Below are 13937 nucleotides of genomic sequence, written 5' to 3'. Positions count from 1 at the left end.
CCGTCACTTGCCAATTCGATCCACCGGATTCGTCGCATTATTTCTGGTCATTGCGGCGATCAACGTTGGTATACGAGTGGATGCGGCCGAACCGGTCCTGACCGATGACCGGCTTCAGTTGACCCTGTTCGCCGAAGATCCCGAGATCATGACGCCGATCGGAATGGCGATCGACGATCGAGATCGCGTGTTCGTCATCGAATCGCACACGCACAACCCGCCCAGCGGATACACCGGTCCCGACAGCGACCGGATCAAGATCTTCGTCGATCGAGACGATGACGGGCGCGCGGACACGGTCAGCGTGTTTGCCGATGGCATCCACCAGGCAATGAATCTGGCGTTTTCGCCCGATGGGGAACTGTACGTCGTCTGTGCCCGCGAAGTGTTGCGCTTGGTCGACGAGGATCGCGACGGCGTTTGTGACCGCAAGGATCGGGTGCTGCAATTGGTCACCGAACAGCGTTACGCGCACAACAGTTTGCTTTCGATCACGTTTGATCGCGATGGTTGGATGTACGTCGGACGTGGAAACACCGGCTCGGATGCGTATCGGTTGGTCGGCCGTGATGATTCGTACGTCGCGGGGTACGGCGACGGCGGCAATGTGATTCGATGTCGGCCCGACGGAACGCGGCTCAGTGAGTTTGCCACGGGCTTTTGGAATCCGTTCGACTTGAAATTCGATGCCCACGGCCGATTGCTGTTGGTCGACAACGACCCCGACGCCCGCGGCCCAAACCGGTTATTGCAAGTCGTCCGCGGCGGTGATTACGGGTACAAGTCGATGTTCGGTGGAGCGGGGACGCATCCGTTCCAAGGCTGGGACGGAACCTTGCCGGGGACGTTGCCCTACATTGCCGGCACCGGCGAAGCGCCATCAGGGCTGATCGATTGCCGGCGCAGCGCTCTGCCGAAAGATTACCAACACAGCGTCTTGGCGACGATCTGGAATGAGAACTCGATCGAGCGATTTGAGTTGGATCCAGACTCGGCAACGCTGACCGGCAAGTCGGTCTTCCTGAGCGGCGATCAAGACTTTCGTCCCGTCGCATTGGATTGTGATCGCCACGGAAACCTGTTCCTCACCGATTGGGTGCTGGTCGATTATCCCAATCACGGACGCGGCCGGATCTGGCGCGTCACCGTCAAACCGGGGACCGAGTCGATCCAGCCGCGCGACTCCTTTGCCGACTACCAACTGTCTGACCAGCAGAAGCAGATTGGTAAAGTCGAATCGATGGAGGGCGCGGCGATCGTGGAGCAGTTGTCATTGGGGAATTTCGCCGATCCGATCGTTCGACACGCCGCCGTGATGCGACTGTCCGCCGAAGGGATGTCGGACGCCCGCGAAGCGTGTCTCGGCGGCGACGCTTCGTTGCGCATGGTCGGGCTGTTGGCAAGCAAACGCGCAAATCTCAAGAACACCACTCTGATTCGGAGATTACTTGCCGATCCCGCCCCCGAGATTCGTCAGGCTGCGTTGATGTGGGCCGGTGAGTCGATGGAGTTATCGTTGGCCGCTGACATCAGCAGCGCACTGAGGGTGCAACCGGTGACGCCGGTCGTGTTGGAAACCTATCTGGCCGCGACCGAATTATTGACACCCGAGTTTATCCGGGCCTACAACGATCCCGCACCAGGAAAGGCGAACAAGTTGCCACGGAGTCTGGACCGGAATGTGATCGTTCGTCTTGCCAAGGACACTTCGCTTGCGGCGGAAGTCAGGAGCCTGGCCATCAGCCGTTTTGATTCGCAACTCGGACACGACCAGTTGCAAACACTGGTGGGATTCTTGCAGGGAAACTCAGATCCGCTAAGAATCGCCGCGATGGACGTGATGGCACAGTTGGGGATCGCCGACCAGAGCAAGGATGAATTGATTGCATTGGCCAAAGACCCTCACTGTTCCGTTGCCGTACGAACCCATGCATTGGCGGCGATTGGATCTGTCCAGGGGCTGGATTCGGAAACGCTGAACGCGCTGACGCAGGATACTTCACCCCAAGTCGCCACGCAGGCTCGTCGAACCTTGCGAGCGTTTCAGCCGACCGTCGCCGACAACCCGGAGCGTCCCAGATCTCGGGACGATTGGCACGCTGCCTTGGCCGGCGGCGGCGACGCCCTGCTCGGCCGACACGTCTTTCACAGTCCGCGTGTGGGTTGTGTGAAGTGTCACTGGACGAATGGGCGTGGCGAGACGCTCGGACCGGGGCTTGCCGGCGTCGCGCGCTCGAAAACTCGATCACAAATCATCGATGCGATTTTGGCCCCCTCGGCCGAGTTTCCGCCGCAGTACCAAGCCTGGATGGTGCTCGCCGACGACGGCGTCGTTCACCGCGGATTGCAACTGGATCACAAAGCCGGCGGAGCGATCGTGTTGACCACCGAAAACGGCGACAATCGCTATTTCAAGGGCGAGGAAGTCGAAGCGTATCAGGCATTGCCGACGTCGCTGATGCCCGACGGGCTGGAGCAACTGATGTCGGTCGACGAGCTTCGCGACTTGATCGCCTACTTGATGACGCTGGATGCTTAGGCGAAGTCAATCTCTGGGATGCGATCATGACTTTTTCTAAACCCGCCGATGGCAGCGAGAACCCACAGATTCCACGTCATTTTCTTAATCCGTGGGTTCGCGCTGCCATCCGTGGGAAAACTTCTTGATGCATCACGCCGACAAAGTGCTCGTCCGGAGCGATGGTTGGACGCGTCTCAATCAGTCCGCGTCTGCTCCCTCGCAAGTTCCCGTCGCTGGTCGAGATACTTCTTGTTGGCTCGTTCGTAGGCGTCGGCGCGGGAAAAGATCCGAAAGGCGATGAAGATGCCGAAGCCGATGAATAGGACGCCGAACAGGGGAAAGATGCGAACGACGCCCGGCGCACCAACGCGGGCACCAGCACTGGTGATGCCGGCCGCCATGATGGTCCAAAACAGACCGAACGCGGCAATCATGATGCCACCGGCGACCGCTCCCGTCTTGGTCGGCAGACTCTGCTGGCCGTGCTTGCCGGTCACCATGTGGGACAATCGCTCTCGCTGCCAGCGTTCGTCCAGTTCCTTGATCTCGCTGGAAGATTTCATCTCCGCTACGTCGCGTGCGATTTTTTCAGTCGTTTCCTTCAGCTCGTCCAAGACCGACGTCGAGTAGCTGTTGCCGACGTGCTCGACCGCGAGCTTCGCCTGGCAGAAACCGCAGGTCGCGAAACGAGCCTTCGCGGGAACATCCAGCGGGGCGCCGCAGTGATTGCAATTGAGCGAGATGACTTTCATGAGCTGCTTGTCGGATAATGGTGTCGAAACATTCTACGAAATCCCGCCTGGCAGTGCGTCGTTAGAGTCGCCGTGTTCTCCGAACTCGGCGCCCCGAAAAGCGAAGCTTCGCCCGGAGCCGACCTCGGAGAGGACGGCGACTGTGCGATCGTAGCTACCTTCGCCAGAAGGTGGATCCCGACGCTTTCCACGCTCTGGCGAGCGTAGCTACGTCACCCCCACGGTGACATGGATTTAGCGGCTCGCCGGGCGGACGATCGTTTTTCCGCCGCCGGCGGCCCAGGTGTCGGTGCCGGAAACGTGGACCCGAATCGCGATCAACCCGCTGCGTTGATCGTCCAGATCGATCACAAAGGTCTTTGGCTGGCCTGCCGAAATCGGTTCGGCCGCCCGGGCCAGCGTGATTTGGTTCGGATCCGGTTTGGGTTGGCCGGGCTGGGTCTTGCGAGTCTCCCCCAGCGGATGATCGAGCATCACCACGCATTCACCGTCGATCGGACTGGTCACGGTGACTTTGATCGGGGCACCGAAGTCAAACCCCGTCTCCGTTTCGATTTCGACCGCCGCGGGCGGGTGCAGTTTCAACATCGGGTCGCCCAGCAAGCCGTACAGCGCCGCGTGCTCGCTGCGTTCATCGGCGAGTTTCGTTCCTGCAGGGCTGACCAAGGTCGCGACGGCGTCGACCATCATTCGCAACTGCCCCTTCTCGGTCGACTCGTCTTCGGATTCCAGCCGCCGGATCGACGACAACCATGCAGTCCCCAAGCGATCGGCCGGTGTTTCATCGGCGTTCTGTCCGTAAATGGAATCGATCAATCCGAGCGTCAAGGACGCGTTGCCGTAGGGCATCGTCACTCGATTGCCGGCGATCACCGCGATCGGACCACATTCATGCAACAACAGGCGTTCGGCAAAACTGTCAATGCCCGCGTCGATGGCGCCGGTGAAACAGCACAGCAACACGGCGATCGGGGCGTTGGCCGGATCACATTTCAGGTTGCTGATGGAATCGCCATCGAGCACCGGAACGCCGGTCGGACCGCTGGGCACACTGTCCAACCGATCGACCATGCCGTGACCGGCATAGACCCAGAATCGACAGCCCTGGGTGTAACGCTCGGAAACCGAATCGGTAAACCGTTTGCTGGGATAAAACAGATGGCCGGGACTTCCGTACGCGACACTGGTGCGGACGGACATCGGCAACGACGCGGTCACCATCATCCGCGTGACCGATTCGATCGCCGAATCGGCCAGCATTCCGAAACCGCCGACCCCGCCGACCAGCTGAACGCGTTCCCGCCAGAGCGAAAAATTGCGGCTGGTCTCGTAGGCTTTGATCCGTCGAACCAGATCACGCAATTCGTCCGCCGAATCGACCGGCAATCGACCGACCGCCAGATCGGATCGCCCGTCCGAGTCGATGTCGCTGTAGGGATAATCGGTCGCCATCGTCGGCGTGCTGCCGAATCGGGCGGTGACCGTCGTGGCCAGGTAGTGCATCGGCACCTGCGTGCGGGTATCGGCCGCCGCACCGATCACCGGCGCGTCGCCGACCAGCAACAAGAAACGATCGGAAGCGATCGCGTTCTTGCGAATCGCCTTCGACAACTCCCCTGCCGTGGCGGACGAACCGATCACGCGAACCGCAATGCCTTGTTTGCGGCGATAGTCGATCCATGCTTCGAGCGGCTCGCGAAGATCAGACGGACAAACGACCAGTGCGGTTTCGGCCGTTTCGGGATCCGCAGCGTAGGCGGTCGGCAAAAACAGAAACACGACCGCGACGAGGTACATTAATGCGATCGGCACGCATCGCCTCTTGCGTCTCGAGGTTGTGCCATCTTTAACTCCACCCTCCTGACAGGCATTGGTATTCTCACAACTCACGAGGGCTCCCTTCTCCCCCGGCTTTACGGGGCGAGGGGTGCCAGTGTGCAAAAACGTGACTTGCGTAGGTCCCAATCCTGCCTTTCCTTTCAGTAACGTTTGTGGGATAGGCGTCCCGCCCGTCAAAACAGACAATTCGTCATCCAGACGGTTCATCTTCGATGATGAAAACCTGGAAGACGATCCTGCGACCTCGTGGCGGTCGCTCCCCCACTATCTCAACCAATTCCCAAGGAAAACGCTAGTCCAATGTCTGACCCGTCGCCATCTGAAGCGGTGTCCGCCCGCCGTGACAAACCCCGTCTGGCCATCACCGTCGGCGACGCAGCGGGGGTCGGGCCGGAACTCGCTTTAGCCTGCGCAGCCGAAGCGTCGGTACGCAGCCGCTGCCTTCCTATTCTAGTCGGCCCAGCTGTGATCCTGGGAAAGCTTGCAGCGATGCGTGATCTGGAGTTGCCCCCGAAGGTCACGATCGAGCAACTGGCCGGTGCCGGGCCTTATCCGCCGTCAGGGCTGGTCGACTGCGGTGACGTGCCGCTCGAGTCATTCGTGCCCGGAAAATTTTCGCGAAAAACCGGCCTGGCCTCCTTTGCGGCGGTCGACGTGGCGATCAGCCAAACGCTGGCGGGAAACTTCGACGCCATCGTGACCGGTCCGATTCAGAAAGAAGCGTGGCACGCCGCCGGCACGGGGTATTTGGGACACACCGAACTGTTGGCCGATCGGACGCAGACCACCGACTTCTGCATGATGCTGTCCGGTCCGGCTTGCTCGACCGTGTTGGCGACCATCCACGTGCCGCTTGCCGATGTGATCGCGTCGCTCTCGGTCGACCAGATCGCACGTGCGATCCGACTGGGCGGATCGGCGATGGAGAAACGATTCGGCCGACCGCCACGGATCACCGTACTGGCGTTGAATCCACACGCCGGTGAAAGCGGATTGCTCAGCCATGGCGAAGAAGAGACCCTGATCCGCCCGGCGATGGAGTTGATCGCCCAGGAATGCGAAGCGGAAAACCGCGATTGGCATCTGGTCGGTCCCGTTCCTCCCGACACCGCATTCACACCGGCGATGCGTGACCAAACCGACGTGCACATCTGCATGTATCATGATCAGGGGCTGATTCCGCTGAAGGCACTTTCGTTCGACGACGCAGTCAACATCACACTCGGGTTGCCGATCGTTCGCACCAGCGTCGACCACGGAACGGCGATGGATCTCGCCTGGAAAGGGACGGCCAGTGCCAATAGCATGCGTTCGGCAATCGACCGCGCGATCGAATTGTGTCGGTAGTGAGTCGGCAATCGCGGATTCGACAGCCTGAAAGCCTCTCCCACATTGACAGCACAGTAAAGAACGTTGAGCGCAGAGACGTTGAGCGCAGAGACATCGATCGACGAATTACCAGCCGGTCGCCGCCGCTCCGTTTGGAGCGCGGGCCTGGAGACCGTTGCGCTGTTGGCGTTGTTTTTTGTCTACGCGGCAGATCCACCGCCGGCGGTCAACGAAGCTCACTATTTGGTCAAGGCAAAGAACTTTTGGGACCCCACGTTCTGCTCGCAGGATCTGTTCGCCGCGTCGGGAAAGGCTCACACGACCTTTTACTGGACGTTCGGCGCGCTGACGCAAGTCGTTTCGCTTGAGGCGACCGCGTGGATCGGGCGTTTGATCGGCTGGACGATGCTGGCAATCGGATTGGTCCGGTGTTGCCGCAGCCTGTCGTTGCCCGCGTTTTCCTCGCTGGGCGTCGCGACGTTGTGGCTGGTCGGAATCGAATATGGGAACCTGGCCGGCGAGTGGGTGGTCGGCGGGATCGAAGCCAAAGTGCCGGCCTATGCGATGGTGTTGATGGGCATGGCGGAGATTGCCCGTCACAACTGGTCGCGCGGCTGGATCTGGTTCGGCGGGGCATCGGCGTTTCATGTGTTGACCGGTGGCTGGGCGGTGGTCGCCGGGGCCATTGCCTTTGGCGTGACCGAAAAGTGGTTCCGCAGCCCCGATCAGCCACCGGCACGATTCTTCAGCGTCGGGCTTTTCATCGGAGGCGCGCTCGCCCTGCTCGGCTTGCTGCCGGCGATCCGTTTGACGCTGGGGGCGACGGCGGAAGAGAGCGTGCAGGCGGCCAAAATCTACAGCTACATGAGGATCCGGCACCATTTGCTGCCCGGAGACTTTCCGCTTCATTGGTTCGTTCGTCATGGTGTGCTGGCTGGTGCCCTGGTGATGCTGGTTTGGCGCGGCCGAGCGACAGGGGAAATGCGGCGCGTGATTTGGATCGGGACGGGGGCATTGATGATTGCCGGGTGCGGATTGATCGTCGGCGCACTTCCCGCGGTGATGCCCGATCTGGCGGCCAAACTGCTGCGTTACTATTGGTTCCGGCTCAGCGATGCGATCGTCCCGTTGGTGTTGGCACTGTGGATGATGCGGCTGATTGTGGCCCCGAAACCGGGAGGACAAGCCGGCGTTAGCCGCGCCCTAGCGGTTTTGGTGCTACTAACAACGGCGGGCATGTTGATCCATTCGGCCACGCAGCGAAATCGAATCGGCATCCCGCCTTCGACCAGCCACCGTCTGCTAGGCGTCGCCTTGAATGCCGACGCCGAGCAACAGCAACGCTCGCACCGCGATTGGGTGGCGGTTTGCGATTGGGTGCGCGTCGCAATGCCTGGCGAGGAGATTTTTTTGACGCCGCGACACCAACAAACTTTTAAATGGTATTCGTCGCGCGCCGAGGTCGCTAATTGGAAAGACGTGCCGCAAGATGCAACGTCGTTACTGCAATGGCAAAAGCGGTTCGATGATATCTTTCCCAAACGGATGGGAGTGGTTTCGTTCAATTCGATGCGAGTCCCGATCCGTTACTCACGGCTGCGCGAGTACCGCGAACGTTACGGCGTCCGCTTCATGATCGTTGACAATCGCATCGCGACGAAACGATTGCCGCTGGTCAAGGTTTATCCCGTTGCCGGCCAGCAGAACGAAACCTACAGCGTCTACGAATTGCCCTACGACTAACGAGCGGTCGGCTCATTTTCTAGACGTCGGCCCTCCCGCGCGATCGCGATCGGGTATGCTGTGTGCCGTCACCGATGACGTTTTCACATTGCCGGCGGTCACCGTGACGATGCAATCCAACCATCATGTCTTTCAGGAGTTCGACCGTGCGTGAGAGAGGTCCATCACAGTTTATGCCGACCGTGTTGCTGCCGGCCCTGCTGGTCGGATGCAATCAATCGACAACGCAAACGACCACCGAAATCGAACCGGCGCGACTGGAAGAAATCAACACGGGTGACGATGCGGTTGTTTCGGATGTCAGCAGCGACGAAGCGAACGAGTTTGCCGCACGGTGGCAGCAAGCGATCCAGCAAAACGACGCCGCCACGGCTCGAGAGCTGATCGACTGGGAAGCGATTTTTGACCGTGCCTTGGCCGGGTTCGATGTGGATCCCCGCTTTCGATCCGGGTTTCATCAGGGGGCATCGCAAGCCGTGAAAAATCTGGTCGGCGTGATTCATCAGGGGATTCAACAGAGCGGGTCGTACCGCTTGGTCCACACGGTTCAGCGCGGCCAATCGCAGCACGTCGTCATGCGATTGCTGACCAGCGACGGTGGCACCAATTACCACGACATCCAATTGACGCGGAAGGACGGCAAAGTCGTCGGCGATCACCTGTTCATTGCAATGACCGGCGAATCCTTCGGTGATTCGCTGCGGACCAACGTCGCCGCGGTCATCCAAAGTCAAAACTCTGTACTCGCCCGACTGTCGGGGACGGCGAAGACCGAAATGGATAACCTGACCAAGCAACAGGAGATGTCCAACGCGGTTCAGCAGTCGAACTATCAGCGGGCCTTAGAAATCTACGACGAACTGCCCGCGAAGACGAAACAGATGAAGTTGCCGATGCTGTTTCGCGTGATGTCGCTGGCCGAAGGGGATTATGACGCGTATGTCGAGGCGATCAACGAATACTCCGAGCGGTTTCCCAATGACGCCTGCCTGGGGTTGATCACCTTGGACGCGGCGGGCATCAACGAAGACGAGGCGCTGTTGATGAAGTCGTACGATTCGATCCAAAAATGGACCGGCGGCGATCCTTATCTGACAACGCTTGTCGCCGGCGTGCGGGCAACGTTCGGGGCAACCGAGCAGGCGGCCGAGATGCTGGAGACCGTCGACGTCGACGCCTTGCAGCTTGCCGGCGCTCACGATTTCGCTTTGACCGTCTCCCTGGCTGGCGACGATCACCAGTCGACGCTGCACCACCTGACCGCACTCCGCGATCGATACGGCTATGAATTCACCGACCTGACGACGGTCGAAGACTTCAAACGCTTCGCCGCCTCACCGGTCTATCAACAGTGGCTGGCGGGATCGCAGTGATCATGCCGTTGCCAAGCGGGACAGCACCAGCCCTTGTGTCCCTCGTCACCGCAATGGCAGGCTGGACGTCTACCGCAGCTTCGTTTTCACTTGGACTGGACAGTCGCCGTCCTCTCCGAGGTCGGCGCGGGGCACAGTCGCCGTCCTCTCCGAGGTCGGCGCGGGGCACAGCTTCACTGTTTCGCGCCCGCGCCGAGTTCGGAGAACACGGCGACTCTCCGAACGCGTCGCGCGTGGTATGGCTAGGGCTTTGCCTTGTCGGCGAGCAGCGTGACGATCTTGCCGGCCAATTGGTTGACGCTGCCTTTGCCGTCGGGATGCAATCGTGAGCTGAGGAAGATGAAGATCAAGTCCTTTTCCGGATCGATCCACAGCACCGTGCCGGTGAACCCGCCGTGCCCGAATGCCCGCAGAGACAACGCCGTGCCGCGGTTGCTGGAATAGGGTGACTGGTGATCCCAACCCAGCGTCCGCGTCCCGCGGGGAGATTGTGGAGGGACATCGTGCGGCGCGGTCATGCGGCGCAACGTTTCTTGCTGGATAACCGTCGAGTTACCCTGGTCCGCGGCCAACAGGTTTTGGCCATAGAGCACCAAATCATTCACGGTCGAAAACAAACCCGCATGTCCCGCGACGCCGCCCAGACGTGACGCTCGCGGATCGTGCACGTCGCCCTTCAGCCAACCGTCGGCCTGTTTTTCCGTCGGTGCGGCGCGGCGTTTCAAGTCTTCCGGCGGGTTGAACATCGTCTCGTGCATCCCCATCGGCTGGAAGATCTCTTCCTTGGCAAACACATTCAACGGCCTGCCGCTGATCGCTTCGACCAACTTGCCCAGCACGATGAACCCGACGTCGCTATAAGCAAACTTCGTCCCCGGGTCCGAACGCAGTTTCAAATCACAGATCCGCCGCCAAGCAATCTGCGCACCGTCCTGATAATCCGACAACGCATTGTCCGGCGTCAATCCGCTGACGTGCAACAAGCATTGTTTGACGGTGATCGTTTCCTTTTGGTGCCCCGTAAATTCCGGCAGGTATTTGGAAACCGGCGCGTCCAGATCGATCTGACCACGCTCGACCAACAAGGCGATCGAGGTTGCCGTCGCCACCGGTTTGGTGATCGACGCGAGATCAAACACCGTGTCGGTCGTCATCGGCAACTCGCTCGGTTCGACCTGACGGTTGCCGAACGTCTCAAGATACCGAATCTGTTTTCCATCCGCGACACAAACCACCGCGCCGGGAAGGTCACCGTCCTTGATCGCGGCATCGACCCAGGCGGAGACCTGAGCATGATGGTCCAGTGGTTGTGTCGTGTCGTCGGCTGGGACGACGGCGGGCGCGAGCAAGACGCAGACAAACAGAAGCCAGGAATCAAGACGTGTCACAAGGAATCCATGGGTCAAGGGAAGCGACAAACCGACGTCAAGAGCGAACAATGTAGTCCAACCGCCTGCACGTCTCCATCATCCACCCCTCCCATCATCCACCCCTCCCATCATCCACCCCTCCCATCATCCACCCCTCCCATCATCCACCCCTCCCATCATTCTGCCCCGCATCATTCTGCCTCCTCTCCGCCCGCCCCATCGTTTTGCCCCCATCGTTTTGCCCCCGCATCATTCTGCCCCGCATCATTCTGCCTTCTCTCCATCCGCCCCATCACGCCGACGGATCCCCCGCCACGCCCTGCGTCCCCTTCCACGCCTCAATCCACCGCCGCACACGCCGGGCGAAGTCAGCTGCGGACGCCCCAACGGTTTGCAATTCAATCCCGCGGCCCCCGCTCTCCACCTGTTCCAACACCACATCGATTTGTTGCAACGCTTCGGCGAGCCGCTGTAGAATGGCTGCTTGGTCGGCATCGGAAACCGGCCCGGTCAGCAATTGCAAGCGGTTGACCGGTTGATCATCCGACGGGCGCGTCTGAAGCAATCGAACCAGACGTCCGTTTTGGGCTTTCAAACGGCAGGCATCGACAAACGCACGCCGCAGCCGCCCAGACTCATCGAATTGGAACACCGGATCTTGATCCCAATACAGGCTCAACTGTCCTTGGGACCGGAATCCGATCACGACTTCGGCGTTGCCCACCCACAGCCGGCCGCGCACGGTCATGGCGGTGCCGTCGCGGAGCAAATCTTCACGGTCTTCGGTTTGCTTTGCCATCAGGAGCGAGAGAATGACGAATCAGATTCAGATGCAGCCGACATTTCGAGTTCAGCTTCCCTGGGAACGCGAAGAAGCCAAGCACCGCCTGCGACGTGCGATTCAATCCGACGAACTCGCTTCCCACGCCGCATCGGCCGGCTGGGTGATCGACTATCAAATCGAATCGGCGGACCAACGGTTTTGGTCGCCCCACCTGTCCGTTCAATTGAACCGCATGGACGAACCGACGTCTACCGAGGCGTTTTGTCGATTTTCGCCGCGTCCGGAGATTTGGACGATGGTGATGGCCATTTACCTGGTTGCCGCGTGCTGCTTCTTCGGCGCGTTGATCTTCGGTTTCGTGCAGTGGTCGATGGGCAACCCGCCGTGGTCGTTGGTCGTCGTGCCGGTGTCGGTGTTGGTGATCGGCGGACTACACGGGGCCAGCCTGATCGGCCAAGGATGGAGCCGCGATCAAATGGACGTGCTGCGATCGCGTTGGGAGAGAACGGTTGAACTGGCCCGGTCGGAGCCGACGGCTTAGCGCAACGTTTCCGGTGGACATGAACGGGCGTGGATCAAGTCGCCGAATCGGCCTTGCGTTTCAGATGCTCAATCGATGCGCGGGAGGGAGGGACGCAGATGCGTGTTTTCGGGTGCCGTTGCTTCCAAACACCCCACGTGGTCCGCGCGTAGGGATAATCATCCAGTGGCAATTCTGCGGACATCTGGCCATACCGTTTGCCGTTGAGCAGGAAGACCATCTGATTGTTGATATCCAGTCCCCCGACGTGCAGCGGAATGGGAGATTCCGAGTCGTCTTTCACGACACGCACGCAGTCAACCAGATAACAGTACGAAACAGAGATCGACGTCGTTTGTCCGAAATGCAAGTTGACGACATGCGCCTTGGGATCCCTCATCGCTTCCAGGACGAACGCGATCGCTTGATCCTCCACCTCAATCCCGACCACCGGCGTGGAATCGATCAAGTCGACGGTCTCGCTTCGTTGAAGCGGCGGCTGTTCGACTCCAGGATGATCCACAGTCATTTTGAGGGGCTTGTGGAATCTGTCTTGCCCCGTGTCTCCGCCAGTGCCCGTGTCTCCGCCAGCGTTTGATTGAGCATCCGCAGGTGACAGCTCTTGCACGATCCGGTCACCCGACGCGCGATCTTGGCTGGCAAGTAATCCGACCGCGACGCGGCCGAGCACGAGCCCCACCGCAAGGATGACGCCGAAGGTCAAAATGGGGGTGAATTCGGAGGATCGTTTTGACATCTTGTCGATTGAACATGGAGCCGTGTACATAAGCGGTCGACGACATCTCGGTCGCACCACTTCAATGGTCCGATTGCCCCATCCCCCGCCGCAGCCTGCTGTTTGTCTAAACGGTCGGAGGCTCGTTTTTACACACGGTCCAACGATCTTTTTGAGAGAGAAGGTGTTGAACGAACGCCAGACGCTAACGACTTGGATGAGGGGTCGCGTTAGCGTTGTCGCTTCACTTCCATGGGCGGAGCAAGGTCAAGTCGCTTTCGAGCGACATCAACGGCTTCCATGCGGTTATCCACGTCCAGCTTTTCGAGAATGTTCCGGACGTGGTTTTTCACGGTGAACAGAGACACGCACAGCTTCGACGCGATCTCCTTGTTGCTCTTGCGTTGGTTGAGCAATTCCATCACCTCGATTTCCCTCGACGTCAATCGGGGTTCATCGGGCAGCGATGGAGGAACCCAGGCGGTCGGTTTCGACAACCGTTGGATTTCAGCAAACATGCTGGCGACGAAATCGGGTGAACAAAACTTGTCCCCAGACAGCACCCTGTGGATTGCCTCCCTGAGGTCGCTCAGTGACGAGCGTTCGAGGACACAGCCATGCACCCCCATCGCCATGCAGGCCGACAAATAATCGTGTTCATCGGGGACGAGCAGAATGATTTTCGTCCCACCTGCCAATTCATAGAACATCCTGGTGACTTCCACCGCAAGCCCGCCGGCGAGATTGACATCCAGTAGCAGGATGTCGGCACCACTTTCCAGAAGACGATTTTTCCAGTCGTCCGCGTCGTGATCATGGGGGTCGTGATCATAGGGGCTGACATCGTAGTTCTTCTCGTTATCCAAAAATGTTGCCAGGCAATCGCGAAATAGGCGATTGCGGTGGAAAACGATCAAACGCTTTTGACTTTCCATTTGCCTCAGGGGATTTTTACTGCTCCATCCTTCTC

11 protein-coding genes are annotated in these 13937 nt (G+C 59.7%); 5 read left to right on the top strand and 6 right to left on the bottom strand.

What is annotated here, in order from left to right:
* Nucleotides 1-7 precede the first annotated feature (7 nt).
* A complete protein-coding gene (locus Mal15_RS25665) occupies nt 8-2539 on the top strand; it encodes a PVC-type heme-binding CxxCH protein (protein ID WP_167547046.1) in 2532 nt (843 codons plus the stop codon).
* A gap of 176 nt (nt 2540-2715) precedes the next feature.
* Here Mal15_RS25665 and Mal15_RS25660 read toward each other — a convergent pair whose 3' ends face one another.
* Nucleotides 2716-3273 (bottom strand): hypothetical protein, encoded by a 558-nt coding sequence (locus tag Mal15_RS25660; RefSeq protein WP_147870358.1) that lies wholly within the window; start codon nt 3271-3273, stop codon nt 2716-2718.
* A 234-nt stretch (nt 3274-3507) separates the two neighbouring features.
* On the bottom strand, nt 3508-5085 hold the full coding sequence (locus Mal15_RS25655; RefSeq protein ID WP_167547045.1) for a C25 family cysteine peptidase: 1578 nt from the start codon (nt 5083-5085) through the stop codon (nt 3508-3510).
* 327 nt (nt 5086-5412) lie between these two features.
* Between Mal15_RS25655 and pdxA the strand changes: the two genes are divergently transcribed.
* From pdxA to Mal15_RS25640, 3 genes are all read left to right on the top strand, one after another.
* Nucleotides 5413-6459 (top strand): 4-hydroxythreonine-4-phosphate dehydrogenase PdxA, encoded by a 1047-nt coding sequence (pdxA, locus tag Mal15_RS25650; RefSeq protein WP_147870356.1) that lies wholly within the window; start codon nt 5413-5415, stop codon nt 6457-6459.
* 81 nt (nt 6460-6540) lie between these two features.
* Nucleotides 6541-8184 carry a DUF6798 domain-containing protein gene (locus Mal15_RS25645; RefSeq protein WP_233903028.1) on the top strand — a complete coding sequence of 548 codons (1644 nt, stop codon included), beginning with the start codon at nt 6541-6543 and terminating at the stop codon, nt 8182-8184.
* 146 nt (nt 8185-8330) lie between these two features.
* Nucleotides 8331-9557 (top strand): hypothetical protein, encoded by a 1227-nt coding sequence (locus tag Mal15_RS25640; RefSeq protein ID WP_147870355.1) that lies wholly within the window; start codon nt 8331-8333, stop codon nt 9555-9557.
* 242 nt (nt 9558-9799) lie between these two features.
* Here Mal15_RS25640 and Mal15_RS25635 read toward each other — a convergent pair whose 3' ends face one another.
* Entirely contained in the window at nt 9800-10945 is a 1146-nt protein-coding gene (locus tag Mal15_RS25635) for a serine hydrolase domain-containing protein (protein ID WP_167547044.1), read from the bottom strand.
* A 274-nt stretch (nt 10946-11219) separates the two neighbouring features.
* The gene (locus Mal15_RS25630; RefSeq protein ID WP_147870353.1) at nt 11220-11726 is read right to left on the bottom strand and encodes a hypothetical protein; all 507 of its coding nucleotides are present in this window, start codon (nt 11724-11726) and stop codon (nt 11220-11222) included.
* Nucleotides 11727-11739: 13 nt separating this feature from the next.
* Here Mal15_RS25630 and Mal15_RS25625 point away from each other — a divergent pair, with 13 nt between their 5' ends.
* A complete protein-coding gene (locus Mal15_RS25625; protein ID WP_147870352.1) occupies nt 11740-12252 on the top strand; it encodes a hypothetical protein in 513 nt (170 codons plus the stop codon).
* A gap of 34 nt (nt 12253-12286) precedes the next feature.
* Here the strand turns inward: Mal15_RS25625 and Mal15_RS25620 are convergent, their stop codons facing one another.
* Nucleotides 12287-12988, bottom strand: a complete 702-nt coding sequence (locus Mal15_RS25620; protein WP_167547043.1) for a DUF3179 domain-containing (seleno)protein — start codon at nt 12986-12988, stop codon at nt 12287-12289.
* Between the two features lie 209 nt (nt 12989-13197).
* A complete protein-coding gene (locus tag Mal15_RS25615; RefSeq protein WP_199773735.1) occupies nt 13198-13902 on the bottom strand; it encodes a response regulator transcription factor in 705 nt (234 codons plus the stop codon).
* Between the last annotated feature and the right edge of the window lie 35 nt (nt 13903-13937).

Origin of the sequence: Stieleria maiorica, assembly GCF_008035925.1 — a bacterium.
Lineage (GTDB): Bacteria > Planctomycetota > Planctomycetia > Pirellulales > Pirellulaceae > Stieleria > Stieleria maiorica.
This window is presented reverse-complemented; position numbering and strand designations above follow the sequence as displayed.